The organism is Streptomyces alkaliterrae (assembly GCF_007097205.2).
In the GTDB taxonomy this organism is placed as follows: domain Bacteria; phylum Actinomycetota; class Actinomycetes; order Streptomycetales; family Streptomycetaceae; genus Streptomyces; species Streptomyces alkaliterrae.
This window is the reverse complement of sequence record NZ_VJYK02000146.1, coordinates 1-13,590: the sequence shown is the minus strand read 5'-3', so window position 1 is coordinate 13,590 and position 13,590 is coordinate 1. Positions and strand designations below refer to the sequence as shown.

Genomic DNA, 13,590 nt, shown 5'->3' with positions numbered 1-13,590 from the left:
GGGTGAGGGCCGACTTGCGTGGCGGCCGGGGTGGGTCAGTGGTTGGCGTTGGCGGCCTTGATGAGGCCGTCCTTGGTGACGGCGCCGACGTAGACGGTGCCGTCGTCGGTGATGAGGGTGTTGACCAGGCGGGTGCTGAAGACGCGGCCGGTGCCGAAGTCGCCCTTGACCTTCTTGGTGTAGGCGTCGACGAGGTCGCCGACCTGGCCGTCTTCCGGAAGGCCGCCCTCGGCGTCGGCGTCGCCCTTGATCATCAGGATGCTGTTCCAGCCCTCGCCGATGACCTTGCCGTCCTTGCCGTCCTTGCCGTCCTCGGTGCCTTCGGCGCCCTCGGCGTCGCCGTGGATGCCGGCGAGGTCGCCGAGGCCGGGGATGGCGTCCAGGCCGGGCAGGGCGTCGTGGGCCGAGCCGTTGCCGTCCTTCTCCATGTCGACGTCCTCGGGCTTGACGATCTTGGTGCCCTTGGGCGGCGCGAAGTCGAAGGTGGAGGCGGCGGGCTTGCCGAAGTCGACGCTGGTGAAGCCGATCTCACCGATCGGCTTCCCGCCGTCGCGGCTCTCCAGGCTGACCTTCAGCGGCATGCCGTTCTTGGCGTCGACCGCGATGCGCACGGAGTCGACGGTGGAGTCGGGGGCGTTCTTCGGCTTGAGGGCGAGCTGGTAGGCGTCGCGGCCGGCGAGGCGGGTGGTGCCGTCGACGGAGACGGTGGTGGTGTCTTCCAGTGCGTCGAGCAGTTCCTTGGCGGCCTGCTGGGGGTTGGTCTTGTCGATGCTGCCGCCCGGGGTCCTCGTGTCGGCGTCGGCGTCCTCGTCGGCGTCCTCATCGGGGGCGGTGGCGCGGAAGGCGGTCTTCGCGGCGGCGTCGTAGGCCCAGACGGTGCCCTGGTTGTGGACGAAGGTGTAGTCGCCGGCGTCGCTGACGAGGGTCGCGCGCTGGCGGTCCTCGCCGTCGACGGCGACCTTCAGGGTGTTCTCGCCCTGGAAGAGGGCGGCGAGGCGGGCGCTCGGGTCGAGGTCGGCGTCGGCCCCGGAGCCCCCGGCCCCGGCACCGGCGGCGCCCGCGAAGTCCTGGAAGAGGCCCTGCAGGTTCTCGCCGGGCAGGCCGAGGCTGGTGCGGGTCTTGACCGTGCCGCTGAACTGCTCGACGTCCGACTCGGCCACCTTGGCGACAAGCTCCTCGGCGGTGATCTTCGGCAGCTTGGGGTCGCCGTTGTCGGCGAGCGCGGGGACCAGCCCGACGCTTGCCACCGCCACGGTGATCACGGCGACGGGCACGGCGTACCGGGCCGCCTTGCTGCTGGCTCGCGTGGTCGACATCTGGCATTCCTCCGTGTTGGGCGGCGCCACCCCCTCGGCCGCCCGTTCACCGGAACCGGTGCGGGGTGGTGATTCCATGGCACCAGAGTCGGCGGCCCACGGCGTCAGTCCCCGGGCTGGAGTGGGGTACGACCATGGGATGACACCGCGCGAGCGACAGCTCCTCTTCCCGTAGGGGGAGAACCCGGGGCCCGGAAGGGAACCCGGGACCCGGAAGGGAACCCGGAGGGGGTCGCGGGCGTCAGCCGGCGCGGTGGACTACCGCGTCGCAGAGGTGGGAGAGGGCGTCCTTGGCAGGGCCGGCGGGGAGGGGCGCGAGGGTTTCGCGGGCCTGCTCGGCGCAGCGGACCGTGTCGCGGCGGGCCTGCGCCAGCGCCTCGTGGGCGCGGAGCCCGGCAAGGGCCTCGGCGAGGCGGTTGTCGTCGTGGAGGTCACCTTCGACCAGTTCCAGCAGGGCGCGGTCCTCGGCGGAGCCGCTTCGCTCTGCGAGGGTGCGCAGGTGGAGGACGGGGAGGGTGGGGACGCCCTCGCGGAGGTCGGTGCCGGGGGTCTTGCCGGACTCGTCGCTGTCGCTGGCGATGTCGAGGACGTCGTCGGCGAGCTGGAAGGCGGTGCCGATGCGCTCGCCGTACCGGGTGAAGGTGGCGACGGTCTCGCGGTCGGCGCCGGCGAGCAGCGCGCCGAGGCGGCCGGAGACGGCGATGAGGGAGCCGGTCTTGCCGGAGATGACCTCGAGGTAGTGGTCGATGGGGTCCTGGCCGTCGCGGGGGCCGATGGTCTCCAGGATCTGGCCGCTCACGAGGCGTTCGAAGGCCTCGGACTGGATGGCCACGGCCTCGGTGCCCAGGTCGGAGAGCACGTGGGAGGCGCGGGAGAAGAGGAAGTCGCCGGTGAGGACGGCGATGGAGTTGTCCCAGTTGGCGTTGGCGCTGGGGACGCCCCGGCGGACGTCGGCCTCGTCCATGACGTCGTCGTGGTAGAGCGTGGCGAGGTGGGTCAGTTCGACGACGACGGCGGAGGGCACGACGCCGGGGGCGTGCGGGTCGCCGAACTGGGCGGCGAGCAGCGTCAGGAGGGGGCGGAAGCGCTTGCCGCCGGCGTGGACGAGGTGCTGGGCGGCTTCGGTGATGAACGGGACGTCGCTTTTGGTGGCGGCCAGGAGGCCCTCCTCCACGGCGGCCAGGCCGGCCAGGATGTCGGCTTCCAGAGCCGCGTCCCGCACGCTCAGCCCGAAGGGCCCGACGACGGTCACTGGATTCTCCTGTCTGCGGACGAACGTTCAGCTGGTCAGCGCGTCACTGCGCCGCAATGTTCACCAATACGGGCAGGGTAACGGGTCACGTGTGGATCACGTGCGGCGCGTCCCTCGATAGCCTGTTCGCAGTCCCGACCGGCGACGACCTCGAAGGCGAGGGCATCAACCCATGTCAGCAGCCAACCCGCTCATTGTCCCCGAAGACGATCATTTCGGGCGCAACAACCTCCCCTACGGGGTGTTCAGCACTGCGGACGACGCCGACCGTCGTCGGCTGGGCGTGCGCTACGGCGATCACGTCCTGGATCTGGGCGCCGCCGCCCGCGCGCTCGGTTCCGCGCACGCGGACCTGCTCACCGCGCCGAGCCTGAACCCGCTGCTGGCCGCCGGCCGGCCGGTGTGGTCGGAGGTCCGCGCGGAGCTCCGGCGCTGGCTCGATCCGGACGCGGACGAGCGGACGCGTTCCGTCTTGGCGCCGCTGCTGCTGCCGCTGTCCCACGTGACGCTGCACCTGCCGTTCGAGGTGGCGGACTACGTCGACTTCTACGCGAGCGAGCACCACGCGACCAACGTCGGCCGGCTGTTCCGCCCGAACGGCGACCCGCTCACCCCGAACTGGAAGCACCTGCCGATCGGCTATCACGGCCGCGCCGGCACGGTGGTGGTGTCGGGCACGCCGGTCGTGCGCCCGCTGGGGCAGCGGAAGGCGCCGGACGAGGAGGTCCCGTCGTTCGGCCCGTCGCGGAAGCTGGACATCGAGGCGGAGGTCGGCTTTGTCGTCGGCACGCCGACCCGGCTGGGCGAGCCGGTGCCGCAGACGGCGTTCCGGGACCACGTGTTCGGCGTGTGCCTGGTCAACGACTGGTCGGCGCGGGACGTGCAGGCGTGGGAGTACGTGCCGCTGGGCCCCTTCCTCGGCAAGTCGTTCGCCACGTCGGTCTCGGCGTGGATCACGCCGCTGGACGCGCTGGACGCCGCGCGCACCACCCCGCCGCCCCGCACCCACGCGCTGCTGCCGTACCTGGACGACGCGGACGACGGGATCGAGCCGGGCGGCTTCGACGTGCGGATCACCGTCTCGATCAACGGCGAGGTCGTCTCGGAGCCGCCGTTCGGCGCGATGTACTGGACGGCGGCGCAGCAGCTCGCGCACATGACGGTCAACGGCGCGTCGCTGCGTACGGGTGACTTCTACGCCTCGGGCACGGTCTCCGGCCCGGAGAAGCACCAGCGCGGCTGCCTGCTGGAGCTCACGTGGGGCGGTCGGGAGCCGCTGAAGCTGCCGGAGGGCGAGCGGACGTTCCTGGAGGACGGCGACGAGGTGACGCTGACGGCGTGGGCTCCGGGCCCGGAGGGCGAGCGGATCGGCCTCGGCGAGGTCGTCGGCCGGATCGTCGGCTGAGCGGGTCGGTCGCGGCGGCGCGGCGGCGGGCGGTCCGGCTCACCGCCGCGCCGCCGCGCGGGCGTCGAAGATCCACCCTGCGGGGCGGTGGCTGCTAGCTTGGCGGGGATTTCATCCGACGACGGAGGAGAAGCACGTGCGCACGTCAGCGCGAATCACGGGGGCGGCTGCCGCGATGTTGGCAGCCGCGCTGCTCGTGAGCGGTTGCGGTAGCGGTTCCGACAGCGGCGACAAGAACGACAAGCCCGCCGACCAGGCCCAGACCGGCGGTACCGAGGGCGGCGACGGCGGGAGCGGCGACGGCCCCGACGCGAAGCCGGGCACGGTGCAGGGCATCTGGACGGCGAAGGTGGACGGCAAGGACGTCGTGCTGACCGTCGTCGGCGACGGCGTGAGCATGGTGCGGGACGAGACGATCTGCAGCGGTCGGCTCACCGACGCCGGCAAGCCGACGCTGACCCTCAAGTGCCCCGGCGGCCAGGGTGAGGACCGCACCAACGGCAGTGTGGACAAGGTCGAGGCGAAGTCGATGACCGTCAGCTGGAACGGCGGTGACACCGACACGTTCGTGAAGACGGCCGAGGCGCCGTCGGACATCCCGACGGACCTGGGTGACCTGGAGAAGCTGATCCCGCAGGGCTGACGGGCCAGCACACGCAAGCGGCGGCCTCAGCGGACGAAGACGCCCGCCTGGGTGGCCAGGTCGAGGAAGTACTGCGGCAGTACGCCGAGCAGCAGCGTGGCGGCGACGGCGATGCCGATGGTCGCCTTGGTGAGCACGCTGGGGATGGCGACGGTCGGGCCTTCGGCCGCGGGCTCGCTGAAGAACATCAGCACGATGACCCGGAGGTAGAAGAACGCCGCGACCGCCGACGAGAGCACGCCGACCACGACCAGCACTCCGGCGCCGCCCTCGGCCGCCGCCTTGAAGACCGCGAACTTGCCGACGAAGCCGGAGGTCAGCGGGATGCCCGCGAACGCCAGCAGGAAGATCGCGAAGACCGCCGCCACCAGGGGTGAACGCCGCCCGAGTCCGGCCCACTTGGAGAGGTGGGTGGCCTCGCCGCCGGCGTCCCTGACCAGGGTGACGACGGCGAACGCGCCGAGCGTCACGAAGGAGTAGGCCAGCAGGTAGAACAGGACGGACGAGATTCCCTGCGGGTTGACGGCGACCACACCGGCGAGGATGAAGCCGGCGTGCGCGATCGAGGAGTACGCGAGCAGTCGTTTGACGTCCGTCTGGGTGATGGCGACGATCGCGCCGACGACCATCGACAGGATCGCCACGCCCCACAGCACCGGCCGCCAGTCCCAGCTCAGGCCGGGCAGGACGACGTACAGCAGCCGCAGCAGCGCGCCGAAGGCGGCGACCTTGGTGGCGGCGGCCATGAAGCCGGTGACGGGGGTGGGCGCGCCCTGGTAGACGTCCGGCGTCCACATGTGGAAGGGGACGGCGCCGACCTTGAAGAGCAGGCCCATGAGCACCAGCGCGGCGCCGACGAGCAGTAGCGCGTCGTTGCCCATGGCGGCGGCCAGCGCCGGGCTCGGGTTCTCCACCGAGCCGTCCACGACGGCGGCGATACCGGCGTAGCTGACCGTGCCGGCGTAGCCGTACAGCAGCGCGATGCCGAAGATGAGGAACGCCGAGGAGAACGCGCCGAGGAGGAAGTACTTGACCGCCGCCTCCTGGGACAGCAGCCGCCGGCGCCGGGACAGCGCGCACAGCAGGTACAGCGGGAGGGAGAAGACCTCCAGCGCGATGAACAGCGTCAGCAGGTCGTTGGCCGCGGGGAACAGCAGCATGCCGCCGACGGCGAAGAGCAGCAGCGGGAAGATCTCCGTGGTGGTCCAACCGGCCTTGATCGCCTCGCGTTCGCCGGGGCCGCCGGGTACGGCGGCGGGTTGGGCGGCGAACGAGTCGACGCGGGCGCCGTGCGCGACGGGTTCCAGTCGGCGTTCGGCGAACGTGCCGACGGAGACCAGTCCGACGGCGAGGATCACTCCCTGGAGGAAGAGGGCCGGGCCGTCGAGGGCGAGCGAGCCGATGCCGATGACGGCGGCCTTCTCCGTCGCCCAGCCGCCCGCCGCGAGCCCGATGACGGCGGCGAGAGCGCCGGCGAGGGCCAGCGCCGACAGGCCGACCTGCAGGGCGTACCGGGCGCTGCGCGGCGCGAACGCCTCGACGAGCACGGCGACGACGGCCGCGCCCAGCACGATGAGCGCAGGGGACAGTTGTAGGAACTCGATCGAGGGGGCCTCGGCGGCGTGTGTCCACAGGGTGTGGACACCGCTCGCCGCCTGGATGCTCGGGTCCGCGCTCACTTGGCCGCCTCCACCTCTGGCAGTGCTGGTTCGGGATCGGTCTTCCGCACGTCGCTGAGCGTGTGCTCGACCGCCGGGTTGACGATGTCGGTCAGCGGCTTCGGGAACAGGCCGAGGAAGATCAGCAGCGCGATCAGCGGTGCCACGACGGCGAGTTCACGCGGTCGCAGGTCCGGCAGGCGCTCGATCTCCGGCTTGTCGACCGGGCCGGTCATGGTCCGCTGGTAGAGCAGCAGCACGTAGACGGCGGCGAGCACGATGCCGACGGTGGCGACGATCCCGGCCGCCGGGTAGCGGCTGAAGGTGCCGACCAGGACGAGGAACTCGCTGATGAACGGCGCGAGTCCGGGCAGCGAGAGGGTGGCGAGACCACCCACGAGGAAGGTGCCGGCGAGCACCGGCGCGACCTTCTGCACACCGCCGTAGTCGCTGATGAGCCGCGAGCCGCGGCGGCTGATCAGGAAGCCGGCGACCAGCATCAGCGCCGCCGTCGACAGTCCGTGGAACACCATGTAGAGGGTGGCGCCGCCCTGCCCCTGGCTGGTCATCGCGAAGATGCCGAGCACGATGAAGCCGAAGTGCGAGATGGACGCGTACGCCACCAGCCGCTTGATGTCGCGCTGGCCGATGGCCAGCAGCGCGCCGTAGATGATGCTGACCAGCGCGAGCGCGATGACCGCCGGGGTGGCCCAGGCACTGGCCTCGGGGAACAGTCCGAGGCAGAAGCGCAGCATCGCGAACGTGCCGACCTTGTCGACGACCGCCGTGATGAGGACGGCGACCGGCGCGGTGGACTCCCCCATGGCGTTGGGCAGCCAGGTGTGCAGCGGCCACAGCGGCGCCTTGATCGCGAAGGCGAGGAAGAAGCCGAGGAACAGCAGCCGTTCGATGTTCGTCGCCATGGTCAGCTCGCCGGCCGCGCGGGCCTCGGCGATCTGCTGCATGGAGAACGTGCCCTGGCCGAGCTGGTCGGCGGTGACGACGTAGAGGCCGATCACCGCGGCGAGCATGACCAGGCCGCCGACGAGGTTGTAGAGCAGGAACTTGACGGCGGCGTAGGAGCGTTGCTTGGCGCCCTCGGCCTCTCCGGCGCTGTGCGCCCGGTCCCCGAAGCCGCCGATGAGGAAGTACATCGGGATGAGCATGGCTTCGAAGAAGATGTAGAAGAGGAAGACGTCGGTCGCGGCGAAGGAGATGATCACCATCGCCTCGACCATCAGGATCAGCGCGAAGAAACCCTGCGTGGGCCGCCAGCGCCGGTTCGGGGAGGCGTCCTCGAGGGGATCGGCGTCGTGCCAGCCGGCGGCGATGATGAAGGGGATCAGCAGCGCGGTGAGTCCGATCATCGCGACGCCGATGCCGTCGACGCCCAGCTCGTAGCGGACGCCGAAGTCGGCGATCCACGAGCGGGACTCGGTGAGTTGGTAGCGGGCGCCGCCGGGGTCGAAGGCGAGCGCGATCCAGGCGGCGAGCGCCAACGTGCCCAGCGACACGACCAGCGCGAGCCACTTGGCGGCGTCCCGCCGGGCCGCCGGCACGGCCGCGGTGGCGACCGCGCCCAGCGCCGGCAGCACGGCGGTCGCCGTGAGCAGGGGGAAGGATGTGTCAGCCATGACTCAGACCGCCCTCATCAGCAGGGTGGCAGCGACGAGCAGTGCCGCACCGCCGAACATCGAGACCGCGTAGCTTCGGGCGAAGCCGTTCTGCACCCGCCGCATCCGCCCGGACAGCCCGCCGAAGGCGGCGGCGGTGCCGTTGACCGCGCCGTCGACCAGCTTGTTGTCGACGTAGACCAGCGAGCGCGTCAGGTGTTCGCCGCCTCGTACGAGCACCACGTGGTTGAAGTCGTCCTGGAGCAGATCGCGGCGGGCGGCCCGGGTGACGAGGCTGCCGCGCGGGGCGACCACCGGCACCGGTCGGCGCCCGTACTGGAGCCAGGCCGCGGCGACGCCGATGAGCAGCACGACCACGGTGAGCGTGGTGATGGCGGCGACGCCGATCGGCGGGTGGCCGTGCTCGAAGGACGTGACCGGCCTCAGCCAGTTCACGAAGGCGTCGTTGAACTTGAAGAGGCCGCCGGCGAAGACCGATCCGAAGGCGAGCACCACCATGGGGATGACCATGGTCTTCGGCGACTCGTGCGGGTGCGGCTCGTTGCCCCTCTCGTCCGGCTGCCAGCGCTTCTCGCCGAAGAACGTCAGCAGCATCACGCGCGTCATGTAGTAGGCGGTGATGGCCGCGCCGAGCAGGGTGACCGCGCCGAGGATCCAGCCCTGGGTGCCGCCCTTGGCGAAGGCGGCCTCGATGATGGCGTCCTTGGAGAAGAAGCCGGAGAGGCCGGGGAAGCCGATGATGGCGAGGTAGCCGAGGCCGAAGGTGACGAAGGTGACCGGCATGTACTTGCGCAGGCCGCCGTACTTCCGCATGTCGACCTCGTCGTTCATGCCGTGCATGACCGAGCCGGCGCCGAGGAAGAGCCCGGCCTTGAAGAAGCCGTGGGTCACCAGGTGCATGATCGCGAAGGCGTAGCCGATCGGACCGAGGCCGGCGGCGAGCACCATGTAGCCGATCTGGGACATCGTGGAGCCGGCGAGCGCCTTCTTGATGTCGTCCTTCGCGCAACCGATGATCGCACCGAACAGCAGCGTGACCGCGCCGACGACGACAACGGCGGTCTGCGCGTCGGGCGCGGCGTTGAAGATCGCGCCGGACCGGGTGATCAGGTAGACGCCCGCGGTGACCATGGTGGCGGCGTGGATGAGGGCGGAGACCGGGGTCGGGCCCTCCATCGCGTCCCCGAGCCAGGACTGCAGCGGCACCTGGGCGGACTTGCCGCAGGCGGCGAGCAGCAGCATCAGGCCGATGCCGGTGAGGGTGGCCTGGGTGGCCTCCTCGGCGTTGGCCAGCACCGGTCCGAAGGCGAAGGTGCCGAACGTGGTGAACATCAGGAAGATCGCGATGGCCAGACCGGCGTCGCCGACCCGGTTGACCACAAACGCCTTCTTGGCGGCCGTGGCCGCGCTGGGCTTGTGCTGCCAGAAGCCGATGAGGAGGTAGGAGGCGAGGCCCACGCCCTCCCAACCGACGTACAGCAGAAGGAAGTTGTCCGCCAGGACGAGGAGCAGCATGGCGGCGAGGAAGAGGTTCAGATAGCCGAAGAAGCGGCGGCGGCGGTTGTCGTGCTCCATGTAGCCCACCGAGTAGAGGTGGATGAGCGTGCCCACGCCGGTGATCAGCAGGACAAACGTCATGGAGAGCTGGTCGAGCTGGAAGGCGATGTCCGCCTGGAAACCGCCCACCGGCACCCAGCTGTACAGGTGCTGGTGCAGCGCCCGGTCGTCGCCGGGACGGCCGAGCATGTCCACGAAGAGGACGGCCGCCAGGACGAACGACACGCCGGCCAGCGCGGTACCGAGCCAGTGCCCCGTTCGGTTCAGATGACGCCCGCCGCACAGCAGCACGGCCGCGCCCAACAGGGGCGCCGCGACGAGCAGTCCGATCATTGACTCCACTGGTTCGTACCCCTTACAGCTTCATCAGGCTGGCGTCGTCGACCGAGGCCGAGTGACGGGAGCGGTACAGCATCACGATGATCGCGAGACCCACCACGACCTCGGCGGCGGCGACGACCATCACGAAGAACGCCATGATCTGGCCGTCGAGGTTGCCGTGCATGCGGGAGAACGCCACCAGGGTGAGGTTCGCGGCGTTGAGCATCAGCTCGACGCACATGAAGACCACGATGGCGTTCCGCCGGATCAGCACACCGAACGCGCCGATGGTGAACAGCAGGGCGGCGAGATAGAGATAGTTCGCCGGGTTCACTTGGCCTCCTCCTCACCGGACGAGCCTTCGTTGGTCGGTCCCGCGTCGGCCGGCCCGGTGTCGGTGCCCTCGGCGGGGCCTCCCGCGTCGCCGACCGCGGGAGGCGTGTCGGCGGGTTCCGGCTCGTCCGGCTGTTCCAGCGAACGGCGGGCCTCCTTGCGGCGGTTGGCCGGGCCGCCGCCCGTCCCGTGGTACTCGGCGGTGCGCTGCTCCAGGGCGGCCAGCGCGGCCAGCTTGTCGGCGCTGACCTCGCGCATCTGACCGCGCTCCCGCAGTGTGGGGTTGACGGTCAGCTCGGACGGGCTTCCGTCGGGCAGCAGGCCCGGCCGGTCGACGGCGTTGTGCAGGGCGTAGACGCCGGGCGCGGGCAGCGGGGGGACGTGCGCCGAGCGGGTCCTGGCCTCGGCCTGCTCCCGCTGCGACTTGGCCTTCTCGATGCGCTCGCGGTGGGTGAGGAGCGTCGCGCCGACGGCGGCCACGGTCAGCAGCACACCGGTGATCTCGAAGGCGACTACGTACTCGGTGAACAGCTTCTCGGCGATGCCGGGGACGTTGCCGCCGTGGAGGGCGTTGGCCTCCTCGACCCCGGTGAAGGAGCCGAGGGCCGCCTGTCCGATACCGGCGGTGACCAGGATGCCGAGTCCGAGCGCGCACAGCACCGCCATCCAGCGCTGGCCGCGCAGGGTCTCCTTCAGGCTGTCCGCGGTGCTGACGCCGACGAGCATCAGCACGAACAGGAACAGCATCATGACCGCGCCGGTGTAGACGACGATCTGCACGACGCCGAGGAAGTAGGCGCCGTTGGCGAGGTAGAAGATCGCCAGGATGATCATGGTGCCGGCCAGGCAGAGCGCGGAGTGCACGGCCCGCCGCAGCAGGACCGTGCCCAGCGCGCCGGCGACGGCGATGCCGCCGAGCAGCCAGAACTGGAACGCCTCGGCACCGGAGGTGGTGGACGCGAGGAGGCCGCTCATACCCGCGCCTCCTTGTTGTTGCCGTTCTGGTTCCCGTTGTGGTCGCCGTTGCCGCGGTCCTCGTGCTGCCGCTCGGCCTGCCGCTCCTCGGCCGCCTCGCGATCGGCCACCGGGTGGTGGCTGTGCGCGGCGGAGTCGACGTCGGCGTCCGGGTACGGGGTGGGCTCGGCGGTGTCGGTGACCTGCTGCACCTCGGTGCCGGGGGCGGCCTCGGTGACCAGTCCGCTGTAGTAGTCCTTCTCCGTCATGCCCGGGTAGATGGCGTGCGGGGAGTCGACCATGCCCTCGGTGAGCCCGACGAGCAGCTCCTCCTTGGTGTAGATCAGCGACTCGCGGCTGCGGTCGGCGAGTTCGTACTCGTTGGTCATGGTCAGCGCCCGGGTCGGGCACGCCTCGACGCACAGACCGCACAGGATGCAGCGCAGGTAGTTGATCTGGTAGACGCGGCCGTAGCGCTCACCGGGCGAGTAGCGTTCCTCGTCGGTGTTGTCGGCGCCCTCCACGTAGATGGCGTCGGCGGGGCAGGCCCACGCGCACAGTTCGCAGCCGACGCACTTCTCCAGACCGTCGGGATGCCGGTTGAGCTGGTGGCGGCCGTGGAAGCGGGGCGCCGTGGGCTTCTTGTACTCGGGGTACTGCTCGGTGAGCCGCTTCTTGAACATGCCCTTGAAGGTCACGCCGAAGCCGGCCACCGGTTTCAGGAAATCAGGCATCGTCGGCCTCCTTGCCGGCTGCGCTGTCCGCCTCGGCGGCGCTTTCTCGCTCGTCGCCCGCGGGTACGGTCGCTGGCTGTCGTTCCGCGCGCGGCCGGCGCCTGGGCACCGGCGGCAGGCTCTGACCGGGCAGCGGCGGTACGGGGTAGCCGCCGGCCATCGGGTCGAAGGCGGGCGGTTCCGCCTTCTCGCGGGCCTCCCGTTCGGCTTCGGCGCGGCGCTCCTCCCGGTCCCGGAAGATGTCCGCGACAAACGAGACGAGCAGCAGCACCAGCACGCCGCCGGCGACCCACAGGATGATCTGGGTGAAGTCGTAGCCCTCGTTGCGCATGGCGCGGACGGTGGCGACGAGCATCAGCCACACCAGCGAGACGGGGATGAGGACCTTCCAGCCGAGCTTCATGAACTGGTCGTAGCGGACCCGGGGCAGCGTGCCGCGCAGCCAGACGAAGACGAACAGCATGACCAGGACCTTGCCGACGAACCACAGCATCGGCCACCAGCCGTGGTTCGCGCCCTCCCAGAAGGTGGAGATCGGCGCGGGCGCCCGCCAGCCGCCGAGGAACAGCGTCACGGCGAGCGCGGAGAGGGTGACCATGTGGATGTACTCGGCGAGCATGAACATCGCGAACTTGATCGACGAGTACTCGGTCTGGAAGCCGGCGACCAGGTCGCCCTCGGACTCCGGCATGTCGAACGGCGCGCGGTGCGCCTCGCCGACCATCGCCACCATGTAGATGAGGAAGGACACCGGGAGCAGGACCGCGAACCAGGTGTCGGTCTGCGCCCCCACGATCGTCGAGGTCGACATGGAGCCGGAGTAGAGGAAGACGGCGGCGAAGCTCAGGCCCATCGCCACCTCGTAGCTGATGATCTGGGCTGTGGCGCGGACACCGCCGAGCAGCGGGTACGTGGAGCCGGAGGCCCAGCCGGCCAGCACGGTGCCGTAGGCGCCGATGGAGGCGACGGCCAGGATGTAGAGGACGGCGACCGGCAGGTCGGTCAGCTGCATCGCGGTGCGGGTGCCGAAGATCGACACCTCGTTGCCGGGCGGGCCGAACGGGATGACGGCGATGGCCATGAACGCCGGGATCGCCGCGAGGACCGGCGCCAGCAGGTAGACCGCCTTGTCCGACCCCTTGACGACCACGTCCTCCTTGAGCATCAGCTTGATGCCGTCGGCGAGGGACTGGAGCATGCCCCAGGGGCCGTGCCGGTTGGGGCCGATGCGCAGCTGCATCCAGGCGACGACCTTGCGTTCCATGACGATGGAGACCAGCACGGTCACCATCAGGAAGGCGAAGCAGAACACCGCCTTGAGCAGGATCAGCCACAGCGGGTCGTTGCCGAACATGGACAGGTCCTCGACGGCCAACACCGCCGGCGGGGAGGCGGGGAGCGGGCTCACGCGTGCACCTCCGGTGCGTCCGTAACGTCTCCGGGCCGCCCGTCCTCCGGCTCCGCGGGGGCGATCCGCACGAGTTCGCCCGGGCGGGCGCCGGTGTCGGCGGTGACGCCGTCGCCGGTGGAGTTGAGCGGCAGCCAGACGACCCGGTCGGGCATGGCCGTGACGCGCAGCGGGAGGCGCACGGTCCCGGACGGGCCGCTGACGGCGAGGAGCCCGCCGTCGGTGGCGCCGATCTCCTCGGCGGTCGCGGCGGACAGCCGGGCGGGGGCCTCGTGGCGGGTGGCGGCGAGCGCGTCGTCGCCCTCCTGGAGGCGGCCCTGGTCGAGCAGCATCCGGTGTCCGGCCAGTACCGCCTCGCCGGCGCCGGGTGTGGGC

12 protein-coding genes are annotated in these 13,590 nt (G+C 70.8%); 2 read left to right on the top strand and 10 right to left on the bottom strand.

What is annotated here, in order from left to right; all coding sequences use genetic code 11:
• Positions 1-35: 35 nt before the first annotated feature.
• Together FNX44_RS15130 and FNX44_RS15125 are read right to left on the bottom strand one after the other, a co-directional pair.
• On the bottom strand, positions 36-1,316 hold the full coding sequence (locus tag FNX44_RS15130; protein ID WP_143648766.1) for a LolA family protein: 1,281 nt from the start codon (positions 1,314-1,316) through the stop codon (positions 36-38).
• A gap of 241 nt (positions 1,317-1,557) precedes the next feature.
• On the bottom strand, positions 1,558-2,568 hold the full coding sequence (locus FNX44_RS15125; protein ID WP_143648765.1) for a polyprenyl synthetase family protein: 1,011 nt from the start codon (positions 2,566-2,568) through the stop codon (positions 1,558-1,560).
• A gap of 172 nt (positions 2,569-2,740) precedes the next feature.
• On the opposite strand from FNX44_RS15125, the gene fahA reads away from it, so the two are divergent.
• A complete protein-coding gene (fahA, locus tag FNX44_RS15120) occupies positions 2,741-3,973 on the top strand; it encodes a fumarylacetoacetase (protein WP_143648764.1) in 1,233 nt (410 codons plus the stop codon).
• Positions 3,974-4,109: 136 nt separating this feature from the next.
• Positions 4,110-4,616 (top strand): hypothetical protein, encoded by a 507-nt coding sequence (locus FNX44_RS15115; protein ID WP_143648763.1) that lies wholly within the window; start codon positions 4,110-4,112, stop codon positions 4,614-4,616.
• 26 nt (positions 4,617-4,642) lie between these two features.
• On the opposite strand, the gene nuoN is transcribed toward FNX44_RS15115, so the two are convergent.
• From nuoN to FNX44_RS15075, 8 genes are all read right to left on the bottom strand, one after another.
• Positions 4,643-6,295: an NADH-quinone oxidoreductase subunit NuoN gene (nuoN, locus tag FNX44_RS15110; protein WP_143648762.1), complete on the bottom strand. Its 1,653-nt coding sequence runs from the start codon at positions 6,293-6,295 to the stop codon at positions 4,643-4,645.
• A complete protein-coding gene (locus FNX44_RS15105; RefSeq protein ID WP_143648761.1) occupies positions 6,292-7,908 on the bottom strand; it encodes an NADH-quinone oxidoreductase subunit M in 1,617 nt (538 codons plus the stop codon). Before FNX44_RS15105 ends, nuoN begins: the two co-directional genes overlap by 4 nt.
• A gap of 3 nt (positions 7,909-7,911) precedes the next feature.
• Positions 7,912-9,807, bottom strand: coding sequence for an NADH-quinone oxidoreductase subunit L (gene nuoL / locus FNX44_RS15100; protein WP_143648760.1), 1,896 nt, complete (start codon positions 9,805-9,807; stop codon positions 7,912-7,914).
• 13 nt (positions 9,808-9,820) lie between these two features.
• Positions 9,821-10,120, bottom strand: coding sequence for an NADH-quinone oxidoreductase subunit NuoK (gene nuoK, locus FNX44_RS15095; RefSeq protein WP_143648759.1), 300 nt, complete (start codon positions 10,118-10,120; stop codon positions 9,821-9,823).
• A complete protein-coding gene (locus FNX44_RS15090; RefSeq protein WP_143648758.1) occupies positions 10,117-11,094 on the bottom strand; it encodes an NADH-quinone oxidoreductase subunit J in 978 nt (325 codons plus the stop codon). The genes nuoK and FNX44_RS15090 overlap by 4 nt, the downstream gene beginning before the upstream one ends.
• Positions 11,091-11,807, bottom strand: a complete 717-nt coding sequence (nuoI, locus tag FNX44_RS15085; RefSeq protein ID WP_228449906.1) for an NADH-quinone oxidoreductase subunit NuoI — start codon at positions 11,805-11,807, stop codon at positions 11,091-11,093. The genes FNX44_RS15090 and nuoI overlap by 4 nt, the downstream gene beginning before the upstream one ends.
• Positions 11,800-13,161 (bottom strand): NADH-quinone oxidoreductase subunit NuoH, encoded by a 1,362-nt coding sequence (nuoH, locus tag FNX44_RS15080; protein WP_143648767.1) that lies wholly within the window; start codon positions 13,159-13,161, stop codon positions 11,800-11,802. Before nuoH ends, nuoI begins: the two co-directional genes overlap by 8 nt.
• A gap of 50 nt (positions 13,162-13,211) precedes the next feature.
• Positions 13,212-13,590, bottom strand: a 379-nt coding sequence (locus FNX44_RS15075) for a molybdopterin dinucleotide binding domain-containing protein (RefSeq protein ID WP_323369363.1), incomplete at its 5' end; no start/stop codon positions are given.